At 70.3% G+C, this 24,618-nt stretch carries 26 protein-coding genes; 7 read left to right on the forward strand and 19 right to left on the reverse strand.

The genetic code is table 11. The features are described from left to right. Positions 1 to 11 precede the first annotated feature (11 nt). Entirely contained in the window at positions 12 to 641 is a 630-nt protein-coding gene (locus tag Dac01nite_RS08915; RefSeq protein WP_203656082.1) for a hypothetical protein, read from the reverse strand. Positions 642 to 718: 77 nt separating this feature from the next. On the opposite strand from Dac01nite_RS08915, the gene Dac01nite_RS08920 reads away from it, so the two are divergent. Continuing rightward, the gene (locus tag Dac01nite_RS08920) at positions 719 to 1,741 is read left to right on the forward strand and encodes a helix-turn-helix transcriptional regulator (RefSeq protein WP_203656084.1); all 1,023 of its coding nucleotides are present in this window, start codon (positions 719 to 721) and stop codon (positions 1,739 to 1,741) included. Here the strand turns inward: Dac01nite_RS08920 and Dac01nite_RS08925 are convergent. From Dac01nite_RS08925 to Dac01nite_RS08940, 4 genes are all read right to left on the reverse strand, one after another. Then, positions 1,716 to 2,228: a methylated-DNA--[protein]-cysteine S-methyltransferase gene (locus Dac01nite_RS08925; RefSeq protein WP_203656086.1), complete on the reverse strand. Its 513-nt coding sequence runs from the start codon at positions 2,226 to 2,228 to the stop codon at positions 1,716 to 1,718. The two genes, Dac01nite_RS08920 and Dac01nite_RS08925, sit on opposite strands and share 26 nt — an antisense overlap. Further along, positions 2,228 to 3,712, reverse strand: coding sequence for an AlkA N-terminal domain-containing protein (locus Dac01nite_RS08930; protein WP_203656088.1), 1,485 nt, complete (start codon positions 3,710 to 3,712; stop codon positions 2,228 to 2,230). The genes Dac01nite_RS08925 and Dac01nite_RS08930 overlap by 1 nt, the downstream gene beginning before the upstream one ends. A gap of 101 nt (positions 3,713 to 3,813) precedes the next feature. Then, positions 3,814 to 4,389 carry a dienelactone hydrolase family protein gene (locus tag Dac01nite_RS08935; protein ID WP_203656090.1) on the reverse strand — a complete coding sequence of 192 codons (576 nt, stop codon included), beginning with the start codon at positions 4,387 to 4,389 and terminating at the stop codon, positions 3,814 to 3,816. 26 nt (positions 4,390 to 4,415) lie between these two features. Next, positions 4,416 to 5,042 carry a TetR/AcrR family transcriptional regulator gene (locus Dac01nite_RS08940; protein ID WP_203656097.1) on the reverse strand — a complete coding sequence of 209 codons (627 nt, stop codon included), beginning with the start codon at positions 5,040 to 5,042 and terminating at the stop codon, positions 4,416 to 4,418. 75 nt (positions 5,043 to 5,117) lie between these two features. On the opposite strand from Dac01nite_RS08940, the gene Dac01nite_RS08945 reads away from it, so the two are divergent. Both Dac01nite_RS08945 and Dac01nite_RS08950 read left to right on the forward strand, forming a co-directional pair. Continuing rightward, complete coding sequence (locus Dac01nite_RS08945) at positions 5,118 to 6,563, forward strand: MFS transporter (protein ID WP_203656099.1); 1,446 nt, start codon at positions 5,118 to 5,120, stop codon at positions 6,561 to 6,563. A gap of 99 nt (positions 6,564 to 6,662) precedes the next feature. Beyond that, positions 6,663 to 7,241: a TetR/AcrR family transcriptional regulator gene (locus Dac01nite_RS08950; RefSeq protein ID WP_203656100.1), complete on the forward strand. Its 579-nt coding sequence runs from the start codon at positions 6,663 to 6,665 to the stop codon at positions 7,239 to 7,241. A gap of 10 nt (positions 7,242 to 7,251) precedes the next feature. On the opposite strand, the gene Dac01nite_RS08955 is transcribed toward Dac01nite_RS08950, so the two are convergent. After that, positions 7,252 to 7,872: a TetR/AcrR family transcriptional regulator gene (locus Dac01nite_RS08955; RefSeq protein ID WP_203656102.1), complete on the reverse strand. Its 621-nt coding sequence runs from the start codon at positions 7,870 to 7,872 to the stop codon at positions 7,252 to 7,254. A gap of 93 nt (positions 7,873 to 7,965) precedes the next feature. On the opposite strand from Dac01nite_RS08955, the gene Dac01nite_RS08960 reads away from it, so the two are divergent. Next, positions 7,966 to 8,937: an NAD(P)-dependent alcohol dehydrogenase gene (locus tag Dac01nite_RS08960; RefSeq protein ID WP_203656104.1), complete on the forward strand. Its 972-nt coding sequence runs from the start codon at positions 7,966 to 7,968 to the stop codon at positions 8,935 to 8,937. An 88-nt stretch (positions 8,938 to 9,025) separates the two neighbouring features. Then, positions 9,026 to 9,769 carry an NYN domain-containing protein gene (locus Dac01nite_RS08965; RefSeq protein WP_203656105.1) on the forward strand — a complete coding sequence of 248 codons (744 nt, stop codon included), beginning with the start codon at positions 9,026 to 9,028 and terminating at the stop codon, positions 9,767 to 9,769. A gap of 22 nt (positions 9,770 to 9,791) precedes the next feature. Here Dac01nite_RS08965 and Dac01nite_RS08970 read toward each other — a convergent pair whose 3' ends face one another. The 6 genes from Dac01nite_RS08970 to Dac01nite_RS08995 all read right to left on the reverse strand — a co-directional run bounded on the left by Dac01nite_RS08970 (position 9,792) and on the right by Dac01nite_RS08995 (position 15,420). Further along, entirely contained in the window at positions 9,792 to 11,447 is a 1,656-nt protein-coding gene (locus Dac01nite_RS08970; protein ID WP_203656106.1) for an alpha-amylase family protein, read from the reverse strand. 89 nt (positions 11,448 to 11,536) lie between these two features. Next, positions 11,537 to 13,144, reverse strand: a complete 1,608-nt coding sequence (locus Dac01nite_RS08975) for an ABC-F family ATP-binding cassette domain-containing protein (protein ID WP_203656110.1) — start codon at positions 13,142 to 13,144, stop codon at positions 11,537 to 11,539. 130 nt (positions 13,145 to 13,274) lie between these two features. After that, positions 13,275 to 13,703 (reverse strand): cupin domain-containing protein, encoded by a 429-nt coding sequence (locus tag Dac01nite_RS08980; RefSeq protein WP_203656112.1) that lies wholly within the window; start codon positions 13,701 to 13,703, stop codon positions 13,275 to 13,277. A 112-nt stretch (positions 13,704 to 13,815) separates the two neighbouring features. Further along, on the reverse strand, positions 13,816 to 14,085 hold the full coding sequence (locus Dac01nite_RS08985) for a DUF4287 domain-containing protein (RefSeq protein ID WP_444542496.1): 270 nt from the start codon (positions 14,083 to 14,085) through the stop codon (positions 13,816 to 13,818). Next, a complete protein-coding gene (locus Dac01nite_RS08990; RefSeq protein ID WP_203656120.1) occupies positions 14,082 to 15,056 on the reverse strand; it encodes an SRPBCC family protein in 975 nt (324 codons plus the stop codon). The genes Dac01nite_RS08985 and Dac01nite_RS08990 overlap by 4 nt, the downstream gene beginning before the upstream one ends. A 22-nt stretch (positions 15,057 to 15,078) precedes the next feature. Beyond that, positions 15,079 to 15,420, reverse strand: a complete 342-nt coding sequence (locus tag Dac01nite_RS08995) for an ArsR/SmtB family transcription factor (RefSeq protein ID WP_203656122.1) — start codon at positions 15,418 to 15,420, stop codon at positions 15,079 to 15,081. A gap of 85 nt (positions 15,421 to 15,505) precedes the next feature. Between Dac01nite_RS08995 and Dac01nite_RS09000 the strand changes: the two genes are divergently transcribed. Beyond that, positions 15,506 to 15,892 (forward strand): YciI family protein, encoded by a 387-nt coding sequence (locus tag Dac01nite_RS09000; RefSeq protein ID WP_239066590.1) that lies wholly within the window; start codon positions 15,506 to 15,508, stop codon positions 15,890 to 15,892. Between the two features lie 16 nt (positions 15,893 to 15,908). On the opposite strand, the gene Dac01nite_RS09005 is transcribed toward Dac01nite_RS09000, so the two are convergent. Then, entirely contained in the window at positions 15,909 to 16,421 is a 513-nt protein-coding gene (locus Dac01nite_RS09005; protein WP_203656126.1) for an SRPBCC domain-containing protein, read from the reverse strand. Between the two features lie 94 nt (positions 16,422 to 16,515). On the opposite strand from Dac01nite_RS09005, the gene Dac01nite_RS09010 reads away from it, so the two are divergent. Continuing rightward, the gene (locus Dac01nite_RS09010; protein WP_203656127.1) at positions 16,516 to 18,414 is read left to right on the forward strand and encodes a cation:proton antiporter; all 1,899 of its coding nucleotides are present in this window, start codon (positions 16,516 to 16,518) and stop codon (positions 18,412 to 18,414) included. A gap of 7 nt (positions 18,415 to 18,421) precedes the next feature. Here the strand turns inward: Dac01nite_RS09010 and Dac01nite_RS09015 are convergent, their stop codons facing one another. From Dac01nite_RS09015 to Dac01nite_RS09035, 6 genes are all read right to left on the reverse strand, one after another. Continuing rightward, the gene (locus Dac01nite_RS09015) at positions 18,422 to 19,051 is read right to left on the reverse strand and encodes a DsbA family oxidoreductase (RefSeq protein ID WP_203656129.1); all 630 of its coding nucleotides are present in this window, start codon (positions 19,049 to 19,051) and stop codon (positions 18,422 to 18,424) included. 82 nt (positions 19,052 to 19,133) lie between these two features. Then, entirely contained in the window at positions 19,134 to 21,146 is a 2,013-nt protein-coding gene (locus tag Dac01nite_RS09020) for a GMC family oxidoreductase (protein ID WP_203656131.1), read from the reverse strand. A 381-nt stretch (positions 21,147 to 21,527) separates the two neighbouring features. Continuing rightward, the gene (locus Dac01nite_RS09025) at positions 21,528 to 22,019 is read right to left on the reverse strand and encodes a hypothetical protein (RefSeq protein ID WP_203656133.1); all 492 of its coding nucleotides are present in this window, start codon (positions 22,017 to 22,019) and stop codon (positions 21,528 to 21,530) included. A 313-nt stretch (positions 22,020 to 22,332) separates the two neighbouring features. After that, the gene (locus tag Dac01nite_RS12255; protein WP_505706976.1) at positions 22,333 to 22,506 is read right to left on the reverse strand and encodes a hypothetical protein; all 174 of its coding nucleotides are present in this window, start codon (positions 22,504 to 22,506) and stop codon (positions 22,333 to 22,335) included. A 537-nt stretch (positions 22,507 to 23,043) separates the two neighbouring features. Continuing rightward, complete coding sequence (locus tag Dac01nite_RS09030; protein WP_203656135.1) at positions 23,044 to 23,499, reverse strand: hypothetical protein; 456 nt, start codon at positions 23,497 to 23,499, stop codon at positions 23,044 to 23,046. Then, positions 23,496 to 24,618 (reverse strand): RHS repeat-associated core domain-containing protein (locus tag Dac01nite_RS09035; RefSeq protein WP_203656137.1); only part of this gene is annotated, 1,123 nt, incomplete at its 5' end. The genes Dac01nite_RS09035 and Dac01nite_RS09030, both read right to left, overlap by 4 nt.

Here is a 24,618-nt window from a genome sequence, read left to right on the forward strand (position 1 = left end):
GACCGCCGAGGTCAGAACGCGTTCTGCAGCTCGCACACCACGTCCGCCTCGACGGCGCTGCCACCGCTGAGCGTGCCGGCGAAGCGCACAAGGACCAGCTCACGAGAGCCGTCTGGGCTCCTCTCACCGAGCTCGGTGATCGACTCGAGAGTGCCGCGGTTGTCCGCGCTCGACGCACCCGGCCGGTTGACGGCATCCCTGAGCGTGAAGGTGTCCTCAGCGAGAGCCGTGTAGATCATCGGCCCCTCGGGATTCGCCTCGGAGTTGCTGAGCGCGACGAGCACCTTCAGGCCTGGCTCCTCCAGGGAGCCCACGTCCTCCCTGCCGTTGTTCCTGTTGATGTCGCACTCGCCCTCGAAGTCGGGGGACTCGACGCCGTCGACGCGCAGCACGCCGCCGTCGGGCAGGTCGGCAGGCTCCTCCACTGGCTCCTCCTCCGCCTCCGCTTCAGCACTGTCCGCAGCTTCGCCTCCCTCGTCGGTGGGGGCGACGTCGGCCGTGACCTCGTTCTCTGCTGGATCGACGGGCTCCGAACCCTCGTCCCCGGCCGCGCAGCCCGTCAGCGTGACGGACCCCAGCAGAGCGAGCGCGACGACGACGGCGCGGATGGATGGGGCGTCGGACTTCGTGTGGTGTCTCATGTGACACATCGTCGGCGCCCGTCAGCCCCCGGGAAATACGACCTTCGACGTAGGCACCGGGATACGCTTCGGGGACCATGTCACTCGACGACCGCGACGCACGAGCGGTGCTCAGCGCGGCCGAGGCACTGGCTTCCACCCCCGCGCCGGACTTCGCGGGCGTCCTGGACGTCCTGCGCTCTCTCATCGACTGCGACAGCGCGTCGTTCAACGACATGGCGCTGGCCACAAGCGACTACCGCTACGCGATCGTGCCTTCCAGCGAAGCCAGGGTCGTGGCGAGCCTCAAGCCCAAGTACGACGCCTGGATCCACCAGCATCCGCTGCTGATCGCGGTGGCGAAGCGCCCGGCTGCGGGAGCACTCCGGCTCTGTGATGTCGAGGACGGCGACCGCTTCAGGTCGACGGATCTCTACCGGGAGTTCTACGCGCCGTTCGACATCAGCTATCAGCTCGCAGCACAGCTCCCGTCCCCTCCGGACGTCGTGGTCGCCTACGTCCTGAATCGCAGTGAGTCCGCCGGCGAGTTCAGCAGCCGCGACGTCGAGGTGATCAACTCCTTGAGCGGACTGCTCGCGCTCCATCACCGCGTGGCGATCGAAAGGGACCGCACGGATATTCTCACCGCCGAGATGGAGCGCAATGCGTGGGCCGTGGTGTCGGTGCGCTCCGACGGCATGGTCGAGGCGTCGTCCACCCGTGAACTGTCCACGGGCACCGCAGTTCCGCCGCAGATCGCTGCGCTGATCTCGTCGCACGGCTCGCCCCCTCACGAGCCGTCGCGGCACGAGGTCGTGCTGGGCGAGCACACCTGGCAGTGCGTGATCCACCCGGTGCCCTTGGGTCCGGCCGTGCTGCTGCTGCGGCGCGTGGGCGACCGAGCGGCGGAGATCGAGCGGCTCGAGGGTGCCGGCCTGACCGGGCGGCAAGCGAGCGTGCTGTGGGAGCTCGCGCGCACCGGCGGCTCCAATGGGGACCTCGCACGCGCGCTCGGGGTGTCGGAGGGGACCGTGAAGAAGCACCTCGAGGCCGTATTCCGCACGTTGGGCGTGCCGAGCCGGGGTGCGGCGATCCTCAGGGCGCGTCAGATCTCGAGCTGACCGCCAGGCGCGCCCTCTCCCGCTCCAGCAGCGAGCGCTTGACGTCGACGCCCCACGCGAAGCCCGTGAGCGCGCCGTACGCTCCGGTCACGCGGTGACACGGGATGAACAGGGCGATCGCGTTCGCCCCGCACGCCGCGCCCACGGCTCGGCTGGCGTTCGGGCTGCCGAGCGCTGCGGCGACCTCGCCATAGGTGCGGGTCTCGCCCGCGGGGATCGCGTGCAGCGCATCCCACACGCGCACGCGGAACTCGGTTCCGACCGGGCCGATGCGGGTCGCGGCCACCGCGTCGGCGTCGCCGTCGTAGTAGGCGCGCACGGCATCGGCCGATGCGACGGCGCCCGGGGACGCCGCCTCGCCACGGTGACGCGAGCGCGCCAGGAGCTCGTCCGCATCGGCGCTCCATCCGGCGGCCACCACGGCCGCGTCCGCCTCCACCACCGTGAAGGGGCCGTCAGGGGTGTCGAGGGTCTCGTAGGTGAGCATCACGGCTCCTTTCGGGCGGCCGAGGCCTGCCACAGGTGCATCATCAGGTAGCTGCGCCACGGGCGGTGGCGCTCGGCGTAGCCGGCCAACGGGCGCGCCTCGTGGGGCAGGCCCAGCCTCTTCGCGCCCGCGCGCACGGCGCTGTCCCCCGTGAGCAGCAGGTCCGGATGGCCGAGCACCCGCAGCGCCACGTACTGGGACGTCCAGGGGCCGATTCCCGGCAGCGCCTCGAGGTCTCGGGTGAGCTCGCTCAGCGTGCGGCTCGAGTCGAGGGTCAGCGCGCCGCTGGCGATCGGGGCCATGGCCTCCGTGAGCGCGCGACGCCGGCCGGCGGGGCCGCGGACCACGTGCTCTGCCTGCTCGGCGATCGCCGCGGCGCTCGGGAACGCGACACGCACGTGCTCCGTGGCGAGCGCCGCAGGCAGCGCCACGCCCAGCGCATCGACCACCCGCTGGACCGCGGTGCGCGCGGCCGCGACGGAGACCTGCTGGCCCAGGATCGCGCGGACCAGCACCTCCGTGGCGTCCACCGTGCCCGGCAGCCGCGTGCCCGGATGCGTGGCGATCTCCCGCGCCAGGAGGGGATGCTCTGCCAGGGCCTGATCGATCGCGAGCGGGTCCGCGTCCAGGTCGAACAGGCGCCGCATGCGAGCCAGCAGCTCAGGCAGGTCCGCCAGATGCTCGAGGCGCGCGGTCACGGCGAGGTGGTCACAGGCGGGACGGGCCACCACGGTCGCGAGGCCGCCGGCGAGGCGCACCGCGCGCTCGAAGCCGCCGGCGTCGGAGCGCTCGAGGCCGTCGATGGCGCGCGCACCCAGCCAGTCGATCACCGCCGCGCCGTCGAAGGGCTCCCGTGCGCGCAGCCGCAGCGACAGCGACCCGGACGTGGCGGCGGCCTCCGTGCGGTCCTGGGCGCGCGCGGTGCCTCGCAGCTGCGTGGGGGTCATCGCGAACACCTGCACGATGGTGTCGTTGAACTGGCGGATGCTCGTGAAGCCGGCGGCGAAGGCCACGTCGCTCACGGGCATCGCCGTCGCGACCAGGAGGTGGCGCGCCGTCTGGGCGCGCTGGGCGCGCGCGAGCGCCAACGGTGGAGCGCCCAGCTCGTCGACGAGGATGCGGGACAGCTGCCTCTCGGAGTAGCCCAGACGGTGGGCGAGGCCGGTGACTCCCTCGCGGTCCACCACGCCCTCGGAGATGAGCCGCATCCCTCGAGCCGCCACGTCCTCCCGGACGTTCCACTCAGGACTGCCGGGGACGGCCTCCGGGAGGCAGCGCTTGCAGGCGCGGTATCCCGCGAGATGGGCGGCGGCGGAGGTCACGTAGAACGTGCAGTGCTCGCGCTTGGGGGTACGAGCGGGGCAGCTGGGGCGGCAGTAGATCCCGGTGGACCTGACCGCGAGCACGAACTGGCCGTCGAAGCGCGCGTCCCGTCCCGAGGACGCCGCGTAGCAGCGGTCGAAGTCGAGAACGGTAGGGCTCATGCCCCCAGCATGCCGGTGACCACGCGCGCGCGCTAGCGGTTTTCGGACACCGCGCTCCAGCTCGTGGCGAGTGCCGAACGGCACTGCACCGCGCATCGGCGCTAGTCGAGCTCTCCGAGGAAGTCGCTGACCCGCTCGAACATGCGGTGCGAGGCGTCGTCGTCGTACTCGGGCCAGCCCTCGAAGCCGAACAGGTGCCCGTCCCCCGGGTAGACGAACTCCTCGCACGCGCCGTCCGTGAAGGCGAGGAGCGCGGCCGCCTCCTCGTCGCTGACCCAGTCGTCGCCCGCGGCCCGGTGCAGCTGGGCGGGAAGGCCGTCCGGCCAGGCTTCGCCGTCGAGCCAGTCGGGCGCGACCAGTCCGCTCATGAGGACGGCGCCCGCGGCGTGCTCGCGCCGCATCGCGAGCAGCTGTGCGACGCACGCCCCCAGCGAGAAGCCCGCGTAGATCACGGGTCCGTCGATGTCTCGCACCTGCGCGATCACGGGCCGGGTGAACGCCGGGGGTCCGCCCTCGCCGTCCGCGAAGGCCACGGCGGTGTCGAGGTCATGGAAGGTCTCGCCGCCGAACATGTCCGGAGTCTCGACTCGATGACCGTCCCCGCGCAGGGCATCGGCCCAGTCGTGGACGTGTCGGGTGAGCCCGAGCGCGGAGTGGAGCAGCACGACGGTCGCCATGAGCCGACGCTACTCCCGCGCCCGCCTCAGCGCAGGGTCGAGTCGATGGGCTGCTGGCCCTGCATGAGCGAGATGAGGTCCGTGGTGCGATCGCCGAACGTGCATGCCATGAGCTCCTGCGCGGAGGGATCGTCAGGGATGTCGGTCATGCGCATCGCGAGCAGCACGGTGGTGAGCATGCCGCGTGCGAAGAAGTCCGTGGCGTCCTGGGCGTCCATCTGCGCCTCGTCGCGCGTGACGCGATAGACCTCGAGGAAGCACGAGCGCGCCAGCGGGCCCAACGCGGGATCGTGGCCGAGCGAGAACAGGTGAAGCAGGGTCATGAGCAGCCCGCGATCGGCCATGAGGCCCACGTAGCTCATGGACAGCGCGAGGCGCTTCTCGTGCAGCGTCTCCTCGCCGGTGAAGCTCGCGATGGTGACGCGGAACGCCTCCCGCACCCGGGCGGAGGCGCGCTGGGCCGCCTCGCGGAAGAGGTTCTCCTTGCCCCCGAACATGCGGACGACGTAGGCCTGGGAGACCCCGGCCTGCTTCGCGATCGCGTCCGTGGTGCCGCCGGCGTAGCCGCGTTCGCCGAACACCACGGAGGCGGCGGCGAGGATCTGCTCGCGGCGGTCCTCGGCAGTGAGTCGCTGATTTTCCTCTGGAGACATGTTGACATGTTATCAACCGATAACTATCGTCTCGAGTTGTAGTAATCAGTTGATTACATCAAGGAAGGAAACCTCATGTCCCCCACCCAGAGACGAGCTCCCCTCGCCGTCGTGATCGCGGCCGCCTCGCTGCCCATGTTCATGGCGATGCTCGACAACCTCGTGGTCACCAACGCGCTTCCCGTGCTCGCCACGGATCTGAACGCCTCGCTCGAGCACCTCCAATGGTTCATCAACGCGTACTCGTTGTCCTTCGCCTCCTTCATCCTCATGGCTGTCGCACTCGGCGACCGCTTTGGCAGGCGCCGGGTCTTCATGTGGGGCGTGGGCGTGTTCACCGCGGCCTCGATCCTGTGCGCGCTCGCCACCTCCCCCGAGTTCCTCATCGCCGCGCGGGCCATCCAGGGCATCGGCGCCGCGGCACTGCTGCCCCTGTCGCTCGCGATCCTCACCACCAACGTCGAGCCTCGGCAGCGCCCCCTCGCCATCGGCATCTGGGGCGGCGTGGGCGGCCTGGGCGTGGCACTCGGCCCCGTGATCGGCGGCGCCGTGGTCGAGGGTCTGACATGGCACGCGATCTTCTGGCTCAACGTGCCCGTGGGCCTGCTGTCCATCCCGCTCATCCGCTTCGCCCTCAAGGAGACGTACGGAGACCGCGTGCGCCTGGACCTCGCCGGACTGGTGCTGGGCATGGCAGGCGTGTTCGGCGTGGTGTTCGGCATCGTGCGCGGCAACGAGGCCGGCTGGACCAGCGGCCAGGTGCTGGCCGGACTCGTGGGCGGCGGCGCGATGCTGATCGCCTTCGCGCTGTGGGAGCGACGCACGTCCGCTCCGCTGCTGCCGCTCACGCTGTTCCGCGATCGCTCGTTCACGGCGGCCAACACGGTGGGGCTGATCTTCAGCCTCGGCATGTTCGGATCCATCTTCATCCTCATCCAGTTCCTCCAGGTGGTGCAGGCCAACTCGCCGCTCGAGGCCGGCGTGATGACCATGCCCTGGACGCTCGCTCCGCTGTTCGTGGCGCCGCTCACCGGCCTGCTCACTCCACGCGTGGGCACCCGGGCGCTCATCGTCGCGGGGCTCGCGGCGCAGACGGTGGGACTGGCGTGGCTGGCAGCCATCCTGGACCCCGCCGTCAGCTACGGGCAGCTCGTGCCGGCGTTCCTGCTGTGCGGCATCGGCATGGCGCTCGTGTTCGCGCCGTCCTCCACGGCGGTGCTCGCGAACATGCGAGAGGCGGACCACGCCAAGGCGTCCGGCACCAACTCGACCATGCGCGAGATCGGAGTCGCGCTGGGCATCGCCGTGCTCGCGGCGGTGTTCACCGCCTCCGGCGGGGAGTTCACGCCCACCGGCTACACCGATGCCGCGAGCGACGCGGTCTTCGTGGGCGCCGCGGCACTGGCCGTGGCCACCGTGGTGGGCCTGTTCCTGCCCTCCAGGGCACAGGCCCGCGCCACCGCCCAGGCCCGCGAGCTCGACGCCGGAGAGCCCGTGCCCGCACTGGTCCCGGCTCACTGACCCGGCGCACTGACACAGCGCACCTGCGCGACGCCGCACACGGACGGCGTCGCGCAGGTGCGTCATACTGAGTCGATCCACTGACTCAGGAGGACAGCGATGCCCCGTCCCGCCACCGACAAGCGCGAACGCCTCACCGCCGCCGCACTCGACCTCGCCTACCGCGACGGATTCGACCGAGCGTCGATCACGGACATCGCCTCTGCCGCAGGCGTCGCCCCCGGCTCCGTGTACTACTACTTCAAGACCAAGCAGGACGTGGGGCTCGCGATCGCGGGCGAGCTGGGCGAGCGCTACGGCGCCGCCATGGCGGGCTGGGAGACGCTCGAGGACCCGCGCGACAGGCTCGTGGCGTTCATCGACTCCTACCGCACGCAGTCGACCATGGTGATGGAGCACGGCTGCCCGCTGGGCTCGGTGTGCACGGAGCTGTCGAAGCATTCGCCCGAGCTGGGCGCGGCCGGCGCGGAGGTGTTCGAGACTCTGGTGGGGTGGATCGCGTCGCAGTTCGAGCTGCTGGGGTACTCGGCGGCGGCCTCGCACGCGCGTGCCATCCACCTGGTCTCGGTGATGCAGGGCGCCGCCGCGCTCAGCAACGCGCTGCAGTCCACCGAGCCCCTCACTCTCGAGGGCGATCACCTCGAGCGCTGGGTGCGCAACAGCGGTACTTCCGCCTGACCGCACCGGCTCAGCGGCGCGCCTCCAGGGCGTCGAACAGCGTGTCGAGCCCGATCACGAATCCGTCCCCCACCGGCGGGGTGCCGATGTGCTGGCGAGCGTGCTCCATCAGGTACGGGAAGCGCTCCGCATCGATCGCGGAGAGCATGGCGTCCGCTCGCTCCTGGAGGCCAGGGCCGTTGGCGTAGTCGGTGTCCTGCCAGGAGTAACCGAACACGTGGCCGTCGATCACATGCTGCGCGTGATACGCGGCATCGGCGGGGATGCCCGCCTCGCGCATGGTGCCCAGCATGGCCTCGATCATCGCGATGCGGTTGATGCCGCCGTAGGTGACGGGGAACGAGAAGAACCACGGGTGGGTCACCATCGACTCGTGCGCCGAGCGACAGATCCGGTGCAGGCGCGCGCGCCACTCGGGCTCGTCCGCAGCGAGGTCCACCTCGCCCCACACGCGGTCCACCATCCCCTCGTGCAGGTCCCGCTTGTGGGCCACGTGGTTGTAGAGGGACATGGCCTCGACGCCCAGGTCCGCTGCCAGCCGACGCATGCTCAGGGCCGCCAGGCCCTCCGCGTCCGCGAGCGCGACGGCGGCGTCGAGCACCGCATCACGGGTCAGGCCGGCGCGCACCATGAGCGATCTCCTCTTGACGTACTTACGGCGTAAGCGTAGCGTGCAGTTGTCACTTACACCGTATGTTTTCTCGACACCCTTGAGAGGTGGCTCATGCAGGCACTCGCATTCGACCGCTACACGGACGCCAGCGGCGTCACGCTTCGCGACCTCGCCGCGCCCACGCCAGCCGAGGGCGAGGTGCTGATCCGGGTCGCGGCGGTGGGGCTCAACGCGTGGGACTGGCACCAGTATCGCGGCGAGCCCACCTTCATGCGCCTCCAGAGCGGCCTGAGCGTGAAGGAGCCACGGATCATCGGCGCGGACGTGGCGGGCACGGTCGAGGCGCTCGGTCCGGGGGTGAGCGCACTCGCGGTCGGCGACCGGGTGATGGGAGAGGTGGGCCTGGGCGGCGGCGCCGAGCTCGTGGCGGTGAGCGCCGATGCGGTGGTGCGCATCCCGGAGGGCGTCGCGTTCGCGACCGCCGCGGCGACGCCCATGGCCGGTCTGACCGCGTTGCAGGCCCTGCGCGACGCGGGCGAGCTCGCCGAGGGCGAGCGAGTGCTGGTGTGGGGAGCGTCGGGAGGGGTGGGCCATCTGGCCGTCCAGATCGCGCGCGGCCTGGGAGCGGCGCGGGTCGAGGCCGTCTGCTCAGGACGCAACGCCGCGATGGTGACGGCCGCCGGCGCCGATGCCGTCCATGACTACACCCGCGACCAGCGTCCCGAGGGCCCGTTCGACGTCATCCTCGACACCGTCGCCACCCAGTCGCTGCGGTCGCTGCGCACGCTGCTCGCGGACGGCGGTCGCGTGGTCACCGTGGGAGCGGTGGGCGGCGGGCGGCTCCTGGGACCCGCGAGTGCGCTGCTGCGCAGGATCGTGGCAGCCGGCCCATTGCGGGTGCGGCACCGCGGCATGCTCGCTGAGCCCACGCCTGCGGATCTCACGCTGCTGGCCTCCTGGCTCTCGGACGGGTCGCTGCGGCCGGTGATCCAATCGGCACGGCCGCTCACGGAGGCGCACGCGTCGCTCGAGGAGCTCGAGGAGGGCCACGTCGCGGGCAAGCTGATCCTGACTCTCCCGTGAACCCACCTCACCCCACCCCACCCGTCGCCGGAGGAAGGCGAGCACTCCTCAGGCTCAGCGCACGGGGGCGGTGTGCGAGAGTGAGCACATGACCCGACCCAACGATCAGGCCCGCCTCGCCGTCCTCATCGACGCCGACAACGCGCACGCGAAGTACCTTCAGGCGCTGTTCGTGGAGGTCGCCAAGTTCGGGACCGCCAGCGTGCGCCGCGCCTACGGAGACTGGACCACCAACCAGTTGCGCTCGTGGAAGGACACGCTGCTGGATCACTCCGTCCAGCCCATCCAGCAGTTCAGCTACACGCAGGGCAAGAACGCGACGGACAGCGCCCTCATCATCGACGCGATGGACCTGCTGCACACCGGCACGGTGGACGGCTTCTGCCTGGTGTCCAGCGACAGCGACTTCACCCGCCTGGCAGCGCGCGTCAGGGAGCAGGGCCTCACGGCGTACGGCTTCGGGGAGCGCAAGACGCCCAAGCCGTTCGTAGCCGCCTGCGACACCTTCGTCTACGTCGAGAACCTGGTCGCGCCGGAGACTCCCGAGGAGACCATCGACCGCTCGGAGTGGAAGCACGACCCCAAGCTGGACTCACTGCTCAAGGAGGCCGTCACCACCGCCGCGCGCGACGACGACTGGGCGACGCTGGGCGAGGTGGGCAGCAACCTGTCACGGCTGGCCTCCGACTTCGACTCCCGCACTTGGGGCTTCTCCAAGCTCAAGGACCTCATGGGCGCGCACCCCTCCTACGAGGTCAGCCACCAGTCCAACGGCGAGGGCCGGCAGAGCACCGTCATGGTGAGGCGCAAGCCCGCCAAGCGCCGTCGCTGACCGGCAAGGGCGACGCCCGAGGTCACCGCAGCCAGCACGCCCCGTAGCGTCCGAGGGTCAGAGTGATGGTGCGATCGTGAGCCACCTCGACGGGCTCCGGCATGCCAGGGCCCTCGGCCAGCAGGTCGCGCAGCAGCGTCCCGGGCTCGAGGCCCGCGACCGGCAATGTCACCTCGACCGGTGCGTCGCCCAGGTGGTGCACCGCGACCACGCTGTCACCATCCACCACCGCGTGGTGCGCGAGCACCGACGGCTCGTCGCACGCCAGCCACTCGATCGAGCCCCAGCCAAAGTGCGGGGTCTCGCGCCGCAGCGCCGCGAGCCGCGCGATGTACGTCATCAATGACTGCGGATCCTCGCGCTGGTCCGCGACGGAGATGTGGTCCGGGCCGTAGGGACGCGCCGGCATCGCTCGCTCGGCGCCGTCCTGGTCCGCGGTCGTGAACCCTCCGCCGGCCCCCGGCTCCCACTGCATCGGCGTGCGCACGGACCAGCGGCCGGGGACCTCGAGGTTCTCGACCATGCCGATCTCCTCGCCGTAGTACAGCACCGGTGTCCCGGGCAGCGAGAACAGCAGCGAGTAGACCATCCGAATACGGTCCTGGTCGCCGCCCAGCATGCTCGGCAGGCGCCGCCGGAGGCCGCGATCGAAGATCTGATGCTCAGGCTCGGGCCCGAATGCCGCGAACACCTCGTCGCGCTGGCTCGCGGTGAGCTGGTCGAGGGTGAGCTCGTCATGGTTGCGCACGAAGGTCGCCCATCGCGTGTCCCGCGGAGGTGACGGCCGCGCGGACAGCGCCTGGCGCATCGGCCCGGCATCCTGGCGCGCAAGCGACAGGTACATGGCCTGCATGCCGGGGAAGTCGAAGGACAGGTCCAGCTCGTCGCCGCCGTCGCCGAAGAACGGCATGAGGCCCTCGTACGGCAGGTTCACCTCGCCCAGCATGATGGCGTCGCCCTTGCGCCGCGTCATGAACGAGGACAACGCCCGCAGGTAGGCGTGTGGGTCCTCCACCAGGTGGCCGTCGTGCGTACCAGCGGTCTCGATCAGGTACGGCACGGCGTCGACGCGGAACCCTGACAGGCCCAGCTCCATCCAGAAGCCCATGACGCGGGCGATCTCGTCGCGCACCTCCGGGTTGGTGATGTTGAGGTCCGGCTGGTGGCGGTAGAACCGGTGCAGGTAGTGGGCGCCCGTGCGCTCGTCGTGCCGCCAGAGGCTGTCCTCCTGGTCCGGGAAGATGACGCCCTGGGGTCCGTCCTGCGGCGGCTCGTCGCGCCACACGTACCAGTCGCGCTTGGGGTTGTCCCGCGAGGACGCGGACTCGAGGAACCACGGGTGCTGGTCCGAGGTGTGGTTGACCACCAGGTCCGCGATCACGCGGATGCCGCGCGAGCGTGCCGTGCGCATCATCTCCACGAAGTCGCCCAGGGTGCCCAGGCGAGGGTCGACGGCGTAGTAGTCCGCGATGTCGTAGCCGTCGTCCCGGTTGGGGGTGGGGTAGAACGGCATGAGCCACAGGCAGGTGACGCCCAGCCGCGCCAGATGGTCGATGCGCGAGGTGAGTCCGCGGAAGTCGCCGATCCCGTCGCCGTTCGAGTCTTGGAAGGTCTCGACGTCGAGGCTGTACACGATCGCGTTGCGCCACCACACATCTGCCTGGTCCGCGGGCCTCATCGCCGGCCCCTCGGGTGCTCGGAGAGGGCGGTCTGGTCAGGGTGCGAACAGTGGGATGCCATGCCGGGGCAACGGTCGCAGCGGTCCCGTTATGCCGGGGGCGCCGCGCCTGCGGGTTCGTCCACGAACCTGCCGCCGTCGAATCGCCACTGCCGCTGCACCCCCACCTGGTCCAGGAAGTCCGCGTCGTGGCTGACCACGATCAGCGCGCCCCGGTAGTCCGCGAGCGCCTCGAGCAGGTGCGCCCGCGAGGCGAAGTCGAGGTTGTTGGTGGGCTCGTCCAGCACCAGCAGCTGGGGCGCTGGTCGCGCCAGGAGGGCCGATGCGAGGGCTGCCCTGAGCCGCTCGCCTCCTGACAGCGTGGAGGCCAGGGCATCTCCGGCGGCGCCGCGGAACAGGAAGCGCGCGAGGCCCTCGCGCACCTCGTGCGGGCTCGTGCCCGCGGCTCGGGCACGGACGTTGTCGACCACGGACAGCGCTGGGTCCAGGACGTCGAGGCGTTGAGGCAGCAGGCCTGCGGGGACATGCACGGTCGCGGTGCCACCCTCCGGCTCGATGTCTCCCAGGAGCGTGCGCAGGAGCGTGGTCTTGCCGGAGCCGTTGGGCCCCGCCAGCACGATGCGCTCCGGTCCCTGCACCAGCGCGTTCACCACGGTGCCGGTGCGCAGCCGGCACTCGCGCAGCGTGGCGACGTCGCGCCGCGCCGGCACGGCGGTGTCCGGCAGGTCGACGCGGATCTCCCGGTCCCGGTCCGCGGCGTCCTCCGCCTCCTCGAGACGGGATCGGGCTGCCGCCAGGCGGTCCTCATGGACGCCGGTCACGCGAGCCTGCGTCATCTGAGCCTGCCGCTTCTTGGCGCCGGCGAGGATCGTGGGCATGTCCGCAGCGGTCGCGGCCCCCGCCTTGGAGCGGCGCGCCGCACCTTCCAGGTGGGTGCGCAGCTCACGGTGCTGACGAGTGACGTCCGCCTTCGCGGTCCGCACCTCCTGCTCGGCGTGGGCCCGCTCCGCCTCCAGGGCTGCCTCGTAGTCCGCGAGGGCACCGCCGAACCATCGCAGCTGCCCGCGACGCATCTCGCCGATCGCGTCGACCCGCGCGAGCAGCCTGCGATCGTGGCTCACCACCAGCGTCGCGCCCTGCCGCTCGACGAGCGCGTCGAGCACCTGCGCGGCTGCCTGGCCGTCGAGGTTGTTGGTGGGCTCGTCCAGCAGCAGCACGTCCGGCCGCGCGTACAGCGCCGATGCGAGGGCCAGGCGGGTGATCTCGCCTCCCGAGAGCTCCCCGACCGTGCGGTCGAGGGTGTCCGGTGGCAGGGCGAGGCTCGCGAGCGTCGCGGACGCGCGCTCCTCGACGTCCCAGTCGTCGCCCACCACGTCGTAGTCGGCGGGATCGACGGACCCGGCCTCGATGCGACGCAGTGCGGCACGGACAGAGGCCAGGCCCATGACGGCGTCCGCGCGCGCCGGGGCCGTCAGCGCGACGTCCTGGGGCACGTACGCGAGGTGAGGCGGGCGCTGAACTGAGCCCGCATCGGCCGTGATCTCGCCGGCGAGGATGCGCAGCAGCGTGGACTTGCCGGCGCCGTTGGCGCCCACGAGGGCGGTGAGACCCGTCGAGACCGTGCCGGTCGCGCCGGCGATCACGGGGCGGCCGTCGGGCCAGGCCAAGGTGAGGTGGGAGAAGGACAGGGAAGGCACAGGTTCTCGCAATGCGTCTGGTGGCGTGGATGCGCGTGGCCAGAGCTCAAGCGTCTGGCGAACCTAGATCTTCAACCGACTGTCCTCTCGGTTGGGTGCGGCCATCAGGCTAGCGCAGCGGGCTCGCGACTCACCACGGCATGGGGATGTCGGTGATGCGGTGAGCGTCGTCGGGCAGGTGCGGCAGGGCGTCTCCGTCGCCACGGATGCAGAACCACGTGAGCGGGCCGGGGCTGTCCGGGAGCGCGCGCCACGTCCGCATCACTCCCTGGCCCACCCGGATCGCCGTTCCCGGTCCCACGTCCACGACGTCGTCATCGAGGCCCATCTGGCCCGTGCCCGTGAGGAAGATGTAGAGCTCCTCGTCCGAGCTGTGCGCGTGCCAGTAGCCAGCCTCCTCGCCCGGGACCAGCGAGTTCGCCGTGACGCCGACGAACTGCATGGGCAGCTCGTGGTCGAGCACCCGCCTGCCGTCGCGCGAGCGGTCGGGGACGAATCCGCCGAAGTGCTCGCGCCAGTCCTGGGTGGGGCCGATCTCGATGCGCTGGTAGTCGCTCATGGCACTCGAGTCTGGCATGGCACCTGTGCATGACGCGCCTCGTCGTGGGCCCGACGGCTCCGTTCGCGAGCGTGAGTTGCCTACTTCGGAGGTGGCGAGGGCTCCACGGCAGTCAGCGCAGCTTGGCCTTCACGTAGGCGACCACGGCGTTCGCGTGACCGTGTCCCATGCCGTGATCGTCCTTGAGGCGCGAGACGACCTCCATGTGGGCGCGGCCCTCGACCAGCCCATCCGCGGCGATGTCCAGCCAGTCCTGGATGGGCCGCCCGTACGTCTTCTCGATGGACGGGAAGTAGCTCGCGGGGCCCTTGACCTTGGCGTCGGGGTCGACCTCGGGGGCCACCACGCGGTGGCCCCCGGCCTGCCCGGCGTCAGCGCTCACGCGAGCACCTCCTCGAGCCTCGCGTAGCTGGCCTCCATGCCGTCCGTCATGCCGGTGCCGAGCACGATGTCGCGCACCTCGGAGCTGGGGTAGGTGATCACGAGCGTCAGCAGCGTGCCGCCCTCGACCGGCGTCAGGGTGAGCTCGTTGATCGCCGGCTCGCCCTCCATGCCGATCATCATCTCCGTCGTCACCTCCCGGTGCGGCGGGTCCGTCTCGAGCAGCTCTCCGGTGAAGCCGAAGGGCTCTCCCTCGACGCCTTCGTTCGGCGCCCACTCCTGGCGGAAGGTCTGGCCCACCTCGGTGGCGGGCTCGGCGACGGGCATCGACCAGCCGTCGGGACCCAGCAGCCACTTCTTCATCAGCTCGGGCTCGTGGTGGGCGCGCCACACCTGCTCGACGGTGCCGCGGATCACGCGGGAGACGCGGATCTTGGTGTCGGACAGGATGGCGAGGTCCACGCCCTTGCCCGCGGCGAAGGACTCGAGGTCCGCGAGCACCTGGTCGATCTGGCTCATCGCGGAGGTCATGCCCTCCTCCATGCCCATGCCGATCAGCTGCTCGAGCTGGTCCAACGAGCCAAAGTGGGTGGTGGTGACCAGGCGCGAGCCGCCCTCGGTCTCCTCGAACTGGAAGGTCATCCGCATCGACGGCATGTCCGTGTTCTCGGTGCCGTCGCTGTCCGCGAATCCGTCCCGCACCTCGAAGGAGTGGCCGGGGTCGACTGCGAGGAATTCCCAGTAGCCGGCGGAGGTCTCTCCGTCGGGCCCGGTCATCACGTAGTGGCTGCGCCCTCCGGGGTACACGTCGTGACGGGTGAAGGTGGCCGGCCACTCGACGGGGCCCCAGAACTTCTCGATCTGACGGGGGTCGGTGTACGCCTCCCAGAGGCGCTGACGGCTGGCGGCGAAGTCCGCGATCACCGTCATGGTGAGCGCGTCGAGGTCCTTGTCGACTGAGGTGATGGGCATGGCGGGGCCTTCCTGGTGGGTTCTACTCTTCGGTTTCGGCGAGGAGCGCGTCGAGACGGCCGATGCGGGCACGCCAGATCTGCTCGTAGGCGTCCAGGAGGGCCTGGGCCCGCGTGATCGCCTCGGGGTTGCCGCGAACCATGCGCTCACGGCCGTGGGGATGCTTGGTCACGAGACCGGCTCCCTCCAGCACCGCGACGTGCTTCTGGACCGCCGCGAAGGACATGTCGTACGCGGCGGCGAGCTCGGAGACGGAGGACTCTGCTGTGAGGGTCCGCCGCACGATGTCGCGCCGCGTGGAATCGGCGAGGGCCCGGAAGATCCGGTCCACCTCGTCGTCGGTGAGTTCAGTTTCTACAACCATTTGGTTGTACGTTACGCCCGGCCGATGCGGGTGTCAAGAGCTCTGTCGCGAGGGCCCGGCCTCGCTCGTCATGATGGTGACGGGCGTGGACGTGCCCGAGGAGGCAGGGACCATGAAGTACGTGATGATGATCATCCACGGCGATGACGAGCACTCGGCGGCCGACGAGGCGGGCGCGCCCAGCATGGACAGCTGGTTCGAGACGGCGCGCGAGCGCGGTGCGTATGACCTCGGGGTCCGCCTGGACGAGCGGGAGACGGCGCGCATGGTCCGCGTCAGGGGCGGGAGGCCGCTCGTGACGGACGGGCCCTTTGCCGAGACCCGCGAGTGGATAGCGGGCTTCGCGCTGCTCGAGGCATCGAGCATCGAGGACGCCATCGACCTCGCCCAGCGCAACCCGGCCGCGCATTGGGGCCGCGTCGAGGTGCGGCCCGTTCACAGTTTCGGCGGGCCGATCCTCGGCGAGGAGTGACGGGCGCTCGCCACGGTCAGCCCTCGGCGCCCGAGTACAGGCGCTGCAGCTCCTCGAAGTGCTCGTCCTGCGGCACCTGAGCGGGAGTGTCGCCAGCGAGGTACTGCTCGAGGCGGTCCAGGTGCCAGTGCCAGCCGGCCGCGTAGTCGGGGTGATGCGGGTCCGGCGACAGGTGCTCGAAGGTGATCACGGAGCCGTCACTGTCCCCCGCCGGCTCGATCACGAACCGCACGTGCCAGCGGCCCTCGGGGCCGCCCCACTCGTACTCGAGGAGCGCACCGGGATCCCAGGCCACGACCGTGCCGCTGATGGTCCCCATCTCGCCGGAGTCGAACAGCACCGAGCCACCGGCGCGCGGCTCGAACTCGAGCGGGAACGACCACGCCGCCGTGCCGTCGCGCGACGTCACCGCCTCCCACACGGCGGCGGGCCCGGCGGGCACGATCCGCTCGAAGCGCAGCACAGGGCCGTCCGGCTCGTTCAGCACTTCGCCCCGCAGGGCCGGGTCCGGCACATCGACGGCATCCATGCCCTCAAGTCTCGCGCCATCCCGCCAGCGCGCAACCGGAAGGCTCGGTTCGAAAGGCCACGCCGCATCGGCCGGGCGAGATTAGGCTCTGCCCATGACTCTTGCAACGACGCTGGTGGTGATCCTGGGAGCGGGGCTCGCCGCCCAGCTGATCGCCGCGCGCGCTCGCATCCCCGCCATCGTGGTGCTGATCGCCACCGGGCTGGTCCTGGGACCCCTCACGGGCATCGTGAGCGTGCCGGCGAACTCGGAGGAGATCAGCGCGCTCATCGGCCTCGGGGTGGCGGTGGTGCTGTTCGAGGGCGCGATGGACCTTCGGCTCAGCGAGGTACGGGGCATGCGCATCGGCATCCGGCGGCTCACGGTGGCGGGCCCGCCGGTCGCCATGACCCTGGGCGCGCTCGCGGCGCACTACGTGGGCGGCCTGGAGTGGCCCGTCGCGTGGGTGCTCGGAGCGCTGCTGGTGGTGACCGGGCCCACCGTGATCATCCCGCTGCTGCGGCAGGCGCGTCTCAACAAGGAGTCCGCCTCGCTGCTCAAGTGGGAGGGGATCATCAACGACCCCATCGGCGTGCTGTTGGCGCTGATGACGCTGCAGTACTTCCTCATCGCGGACGCAGACGTCGACCCCGATCTCGAGTCGATCGCGCAGGCGCTGGGCGTCGCGTCCGTAGTAGTGACGCTTGTGGGAGCCGTCATCGCGGCGGTGCTGCTGGGCGGTGCGGCCGGGGTGGGGCTGGGCATCGTGTTCCGGCGCGGCTGGATCCCGGCGCACCTGAAGTCCCCGCTGCTGCTGGTGGCGGTGCTGGTGGTGTACTCGATCTCGGACAGCATCGTGCACGAGTCCGGGCTGTTGGCGGTGACGCTCATGGGCATCGTCCTGGGCAACGTGAGGCTGGCGGACCGCGAGCGGCTGCTCGACTTCAAGGAGGGCCTCAGCGTCGTCATCCTGTCCGCGCTGTTCATCATCATCCCCGCACAGCTCGAGCTGGGCCAGCTGCGGCTCGTCGACTGGCGCATCGGGCTGTTCGTCCTCGCCTTGATGTTCGTCGTGCGACCCCTCACCATCGCGCTCGTCACCATCAAGTCCCCCATTCGCTGGCAGGACCGGGTGCTGCTGGGCTGGATCTCGCCACGCGGCATCGTCGCCGCAGCCACGGCCGGCGTGTTCGGCCCGGAGCTCATCGACGCGGGGTACGAGGACGGCGACGTGTTCCTGCCCACGGTGTTCCTGGTCATCATCGTGACGGTGCTGGCGCATGGATTCTCGATCGGCTGGGTGGCACGCAGGCTGGGGCTGGCGTCCGGCGCGTCGAACGGGCTGCTGATCGTGGGCGCGTCGCCGTGGTCGCGGTCGGTGGCCAACGCGCTGCGCTCGCTGAAGGTACCGGTGCTGGTGGCGGATGGCTCGTACCAGCGCCTGCAGCCGCTGCGCATGGATGGCGTCCCGGTCTACTTTGGCGAGATCCTCTCCGAGCACGCCGAGCATGCCCTCGACACCTCCGAGCTCAGCTATGTGCTGTGCGCCTCGGACAACGACTACTACAACGCCCTGGTCGCCCGCTCGCAGGGCGCCGAGGTGGGCTTCCACCGCACGTTCATGATCGCCACCCATGGGGAGTCCGTGAACGAGGACAGGCGACTCGCGTTCGAGCGCCGCGGGTCCTTCGCCTTCGACGGCGAGTGGGACTACTTCGAGCTCAACGAGCGCGTCGAGCACGGCTGGTCCATTCACACCACCAGGATCACGCCGGGCTTTGGCTGGGAGGCGTGGCAGGAGCGTCAGCGCGAGCGCGGCGTCGAGTGGATGCTCGTGGGCGAGGTGACGGCGGAGGGAACGTTCCGGCTGTACTCGCACGAGCAGACCTTCACACCGGAGACCGGCTCGACCCTGGTGTACTTCGCGCCGGATCACTCCAAGCGGGAGCGCGCACAGGAACGGGCCGATGCGGCGCAGTCAGCGGACTCAGCGCCGTCCGCGCCCGGTACCTGAGCGGGCTCTACTCGCCGGCGGCCACCCGCGCGATCACCTGCGCGTACTGGTCCGTCTCCACGGCTCCAGGGATGGCGAGGCGTCCGCCCACCACGGTGAACGGCACGCCGGTCGCGCCCAGCTCACGCGCCTGGGCCTCGTCCGCGAGCACGGCGGCGGCGTAGTCCTCGCCGTCCAGCACGCGAGCGGCAAGGTCGCGATCCAGGCCCGCGGAGGCGGCGGCATCGATCAGCGAGGCGTGGCTCGAGATGTCCACCTCGCCCGCGAAGTGTCCGCGCTGGATGGCCTCTCGCACGGCCAGTCCCAGGCCGGACTCCGCCGCAGCTGCGATGAGCCGGTGGGCATCGAACGTGTTCGAGGTGACGCGGTCGGTGGTGTACGGCAGTCCCTCGGCACGGGCCAGGCCGGCCACGCGATCCTCCATCTGCTGGGCCTGCTCGAGCGGGACGCCGTACTTGCGCGTCAGCATGCCGAGCACCTGCTCGGGCTCGCTCTGCGAGGGGTCCAGCTCGAACGCGTGGACCACCATCTCGACGGGCACGTCGCCCTGCTCGGCTGCGGCACGCAGGCGCGCCTCGCCCACGTAGCACCAGGGGCACACGATGTCTGCCCAGATGTCGATGCGGACGGCGGTCATGGGGCTGGCGGTTTCAGTCACGCCCGCGCAACGCGTGGAGCGCTGCGAGGATTCCCGCTGTGCGCGACGCCACGCACGGCGGTCACCCGGCGTAGTCGCCCGCGGCCTCGCTCACCGCGGCGTCCATGATGCGGTACGCGTTCGCGATGATGGTGAGCACAGGATTGACGCCGCCGTTGGTGACATGGGCGGAGCCGTCCACCACCCGCAGGTTCGCGTGACCCCAGACCCGGCCCCACGGGTCGAGCACGCTGCTCGCCGGCTCGGTGCCCATGCGGCACGTTCCCGCCTGGTGCTGCCCCACACTGGGCCCCTCGCCGTGACCGCGCGCGCCCAGGCGCACCACCTCGCGCGCGCCCGAGGCCCGCAGCCACTCCTCGGCGCGGTCGGACAGGAAGGACTGCACGCGCAGGTCCTCCGGGTGCACGTCCCCGGTGAACCTCACCACCGGCATGCCGGCCGCATCGGTCACACGCGTGTCCACGGTGACCCGCGCATCGGCCGTCGTGACCTCGTGCACGGGACCCACGACGCGCTGCAGGCGCGGCATCAGATCGCTCAGCCCGTCCACCACGCCGGCGCCGGCGCGCGACAGCAGCCCGGCGTCCTGGAGGCAGCTGAGAGCGGAGGCGGGGGTGGGAACGAAGTCGTTCGCGAGCATGCCGCCGCCCACCAGGCCCGGGTTGCCGTGGCGGAAGTCGTTGGTGGCGATCGCTGGGCCGGGGCCTTGACCGTCCTCCACGGGATCGTCGAACACGCCCACGGCTCCCGCGTACACGTGGGCCTGCAGGTGGCGGCCCACCTGGTCGTGGTCGTTGCCGATTCCGTCCGGCTCGCGCGAGGTGGGGCTCGCCAGCAGCAGCCGCGCGGTCTCGACGGCGCCGGCCGCGAGCGCGAACTCCTCTGCCTCGACGGTGGCCTCCCACGGCCCTTCCGTGTCGCGGCCTCGCAGCAGCACCCCGGTGATGCGGCCGTCTCGGTTCGCGAGCAGGCGGACGGCCTGGGCCCCCGTGATCACCGCGAGCCGGCCGGTGCGGGCCGCGCGAAACAGGGTGGTGTTCTGCGATCCCGCCTTGGCGCCCACGGGGCACGCGAAGCCCACGCATTGCGCGCAGCGCACGCACGCCGCGCGGCCGCGGTAGGGCTCCGAGTTGATCAGCAGGGGTACGTGGAGCGTGCGCCAGCCCAGGGAGTCCGCGCCTGCGCGGAGCCGATGCGCGGCGGCGGTGCGCGGCATGGGCGGCAGTGGGAACGGGCCGGAGCGTGCACCCTCGGTGGCCGGGTCGCCGGGCGCGCCGCTGACGCCCCACTCGAACTCGGCGTGCGCGTAGTACGGCTCCATGTCCTCGTAGGTGACGGGCCAGTCCGCGAGCGCGGAGCCGTGCGGGACGCCGTAGGTGCTGGCCATCGCGAAGTCCTGGGGGCTGAAGCGCCAGGCCTGACCGCCATACACACGGGTGCCGCCGCCCAGGGTCATCGCGTTGTTGCCCCAACGCGGGTGCGACGGATCGTAGGTGGTGCCGTCCGCGCCGATGCGCGGGTTGCCCGCGATGGGCGGTCCGGTGCGCACGTCGAGCATGGCATCGGCGCGCGGGTTGCGAAGGTGGTCGCGGGCGAGGGCGTCCGTCACGGGTGCATCGCCGCGCTCGATCACGAGCACGCGCCGGCCGGCCTCCGCGTACTCCTGGGCGGCCACACCGCCGCCTGCGCCGGAGCCGATGACGATCGCGTCGTAGTGTGCCTCGAGCTGGGGACGCTCGATCAGCGAGGCGACCAGCTCGTCCGGCAGGTCCGATCCCTCCGGGATGGCCGCGTGCGACTCGCGCCAGCCGATCTCGCGCCAGGTGCCGGGATGCGACACGTGCACTTGAGCGATCAGGCGCGCCAGCCACTGCGCGTCGGGGTCCGTGTCGAACAGGCGTGGGTGATCCGGCGACGCGCGACGGTCCAGGGCGGCGAAGCGCTCCTGCCACTCGGGGTGATCGGAGGCGAGGATGCCGGCCACGCGTGAGACGGTTCCGCTGCCGTTCAGTCCACCGGCAGGGATGACGGCAGCCGCCCAGGCAGCGAGCGCGTCATTGTCGACCCCCGTCATGTCGCCAGCCTACGGCGGCTTCATGACGCTCAGATTTCCGGGGAGCGGACGCGGCGGCGGCACGCGCGACACGACGCATGCCGCCCGCGCACATCACGATCAGGAGACCCGCGGGCGGCATCCGCCGCGACCGGAAGCCAAAGGGAAGTGTTCCAAGCTCTGGAGGCTCGCGTCACTCCCTGCTGTGGCGTGCTCCGCTGCGTTCGGGAGCGGCCCGCGCGGTGGAAGCACACGCAGTGGCGGCTGAGCGCCGATGCGACTCGACGGTCCATAAGAGCACCACCTCAGATCAGTCCACGAGAGAGAGGCAGGCTCCGAAGGCGCGTACTACCCTGCGAACAACCCCCAGAACCAGCCGGCCCTGGCAGAACCAGCCCTCGACTAGACCCGGGGAGGTTCAAGAGGTACCTCGGTGGCCTCGCCGCCGAGCTCGCGGTGAATCAGGACCGCACGTGCTGCAGACAGGTGACCGTGTGACGAGACGCTGAGTTGGCGACGACCCGCCACGACGACCACGTGGTCGCGCTTGAGCAGCCGGGTCCAACCCAGCGTCCGGTGAGGCCGAACGCCGAACTCGACGACGTCGCTCACCTCCACCTCGAGGCGCATGAGCGTGAAGCCGGGGCGACCGAGCATGGAGGCAATCACGAGCCGTCCTTCGCTGGTCCGAGTCCACCACATCACAGGCACCCATCCCAGCGCCGTCAGAAATTGATACGCAAGCGCCAATCCAACAACCGACAGTGACAACGTCGAGAACCGCAATCCGACCACGCGGCGGTGCGTCGCGAATGGATCGGGGTCTACCCATCCCCATCGCCAACTCAGCCACGCCAAGCCGAACACGAGAACCAGGCCGATCACAGAGGCCACGAGTGTTCCACCCGTGGCGTGACTTGCTATCCAGTGGGCGCGCACAGCAACTCCCAGGTATCGGTGTGAGACGGAGGCCCCATTCCCGAATGCGCCACGTTGGTCGGCGACGCCCAGTCGCTAGCGCCCACACCGGTACCAACTACGGAGCCTGACCCGGTTCCGTGGACACGGGTGGTGTGTTGATCATGCCGCAGCGGCGACACGGTTGTGAAGGCGTTCGAACTCGGCGGGGCTGATGTCGACGAGAGCGGATGGGGCGGGCAAATCGCCGCCCTCCTCACCCCAGTAGCCAAGCTGTTGAAGCACCACATCAGCCGCCCGGTGAGAAGACACGCCAGGCGCCGCCGTTCTCGAACGCAATGCCCCCGGGGCTGCAGACGAAGATGTCAGTGGACGGCGCTCGGACAACGACTCGCAACTCGTTGGCGCGGCCTTGAGCGAGGTTCCCAGTCGGGCAACCCGTGCCACACGACAGGAGCCGAATGGCTTGTCTGTCTCAGCTCGGTCGCGCTCGAATCGCGCCAGCAAGTTCGCTCGCAGACATCTCGGAAACGCTCGATGGCGTGCCGTGACCGTTGACGTCGAACACGCCGGCCTCCGGCTTGACTCGCATCGCATTCCGGATCGCGACGTCTCCCAACGCGTCCTCGATAACGATCCGACCGCCGAGCCTCGCTCCGCCGTTTGCGGCAACACCGGCCCGCGCGAGCGAAGCCAGATCTCCCTCGAGCGCCCGGACTGGCTCCCGGGTCGCACCCGCGGCGTGCGCCAACTGCGCAAGCGGCGCGGGACCAACGGCTGCCGGCGACAATGGTGGTGGGGTCGTACGCCGAGGGCGGGCCGCGCTCAATCGACGCGATTTGCAGCGCCGCGGGGCACACGTGGTCGTCGGCGTCGTAGACAGCGGCGTGCCTCGACACTGACAGTGAATACGCGGTCGTTGGTGCGGTTCCGGCCACCAAGGTCACGAGCATGGCAGCAAGCATGGACACAATGACCAGTCCCCATGTGAGCGCACTCCTCATAGCCCGGCACGCCTTCTCACGGCTTCCAACGTCTCGGGCCAAGCCGCCCCCTCACGCTGCTCGTCCGCAAGCGCAAGTTCGACTCCATCCCGCGTGGCGACGGCGTACACCTGGTCAGCGATGTCAGCCGTAAGAACATGCTCGAAGTCGAACGACCCCTCGAATGCGAACCACGCAAGCTTCGCGCCTGCGGCGAGAGCTTGCTGCAACCACCCGGCGATGACATCGGCCAGGTGTAACGGCGGCTCGTTGTAGATGAGGTCCAACTCGACGCATTCGAAGGCGGGCAGGATGTTCTCGGGATCCTCTAGCTCGTAGAAGCGCAGGGCGTCTGGTCCCGAATCCGATTCGGGCGGCTGGAGCGATGATGAGCCCCCGCGAGGAAAGGCAACGAAAAGACTCAGCATGGTGTCGCGCCCCGACCACGCTAGAGCGGAGAGCAGCCGGCTCATGGCAGCCCCCATTGGGCCATCTGACCAGCATCGGGAACGACAGCTGACAGGACTCTGCCCTGATACGGGCCTTCTTTGGCGACGAAAACGACCACTTGGCTACCGCCCGCCTCTCCCGCAAACCCGCGAGTGATCGTGGCACCGAGCTTCCAGTCGAAGGTCTTCGCTGGCGAGCGCAACATCGGAGATGTCAACTGCTGGAACTCTGCGACTTGCGACGCCAAGCTGCCCTTGTTGGCGATCAGCCCCTTGTCACGGAGGTTCCTGATCGCATGCCCCCCACCCGACCGCATGCCCTGGTATGCCGATCCAACCGCTTCGTCGGCGAAGCCGACTACGGGGTTTGCGGCGGCCCCAGCCTTTGCTCCGGTGGTGGCTGCGCGCCCCCCAATTGCCGCCAACCCGGTTCCTCCGGTCAGGACGGTCGTCGTGACGACGAACGCTCCGGAGCCAAGGTAGCTGAACCAGCGTTGGCTCTCGTAGTCGCCCCAGATGCCGACAGAGGGAAAGTGCGGCACCCCTGTGCCGGTGACCCATCCGGCAAGGTGCTGGCCCGGGGTCAGCGCGAGGCCGAGGTTGACTGTGTCGATCGCTCCGTTCAGCATCCCGCCCAAGTAGTTGACATGCGATTGCGCAGCGGTCGTCGCCGCACCCTTAGCGGCGCCGGTCCAGGAAGAGGTGCCGGAATCCCCAATCGCGGCTGACGCACCCTGCCCGCTAGGGCCGGCGGGCTGAGCCGGTGGGTGGTAGGTGCCCTGGACAACGTCGTTCATGCTGGGCGCGTTGTTATACGCCTGACACTTCGTGGTCGCCCCACAGGCGGGCTTCAACCCCGACGCATCCGTATACGACACGGGGTTGTTGTCGGCATACCGGTACGGGTCGAGGGTGCGTGGGTCGCCGGGGCTCATGAGGGGGTCGGGGGACAGGAACCGGCCCACAGCAGGGTCGTAGTAGCGGGCGTTGAGATACGTCAAACCGGTGGTGTCGTCTTCGATCTGACCGAGCCAGCCCCGCTCCGTGGCTAGCTCATCGGTGCCGCGGGTCACACCGTAAGGCGTGTAGGCGTCGCGGGTCACGGTGCCGTCGGGGGCGATCGCGACCTGGGCGCTGCCCTGT

It is taken from the genome of Demequina activiva, from assembly GCF_016862815.1.
GTDB classification, from domain to species: Bacteria; Actinomycetota; Actinomycetes; order Actinomycetales; family Demequinaceae; genus Demequina; species Demequina activiva.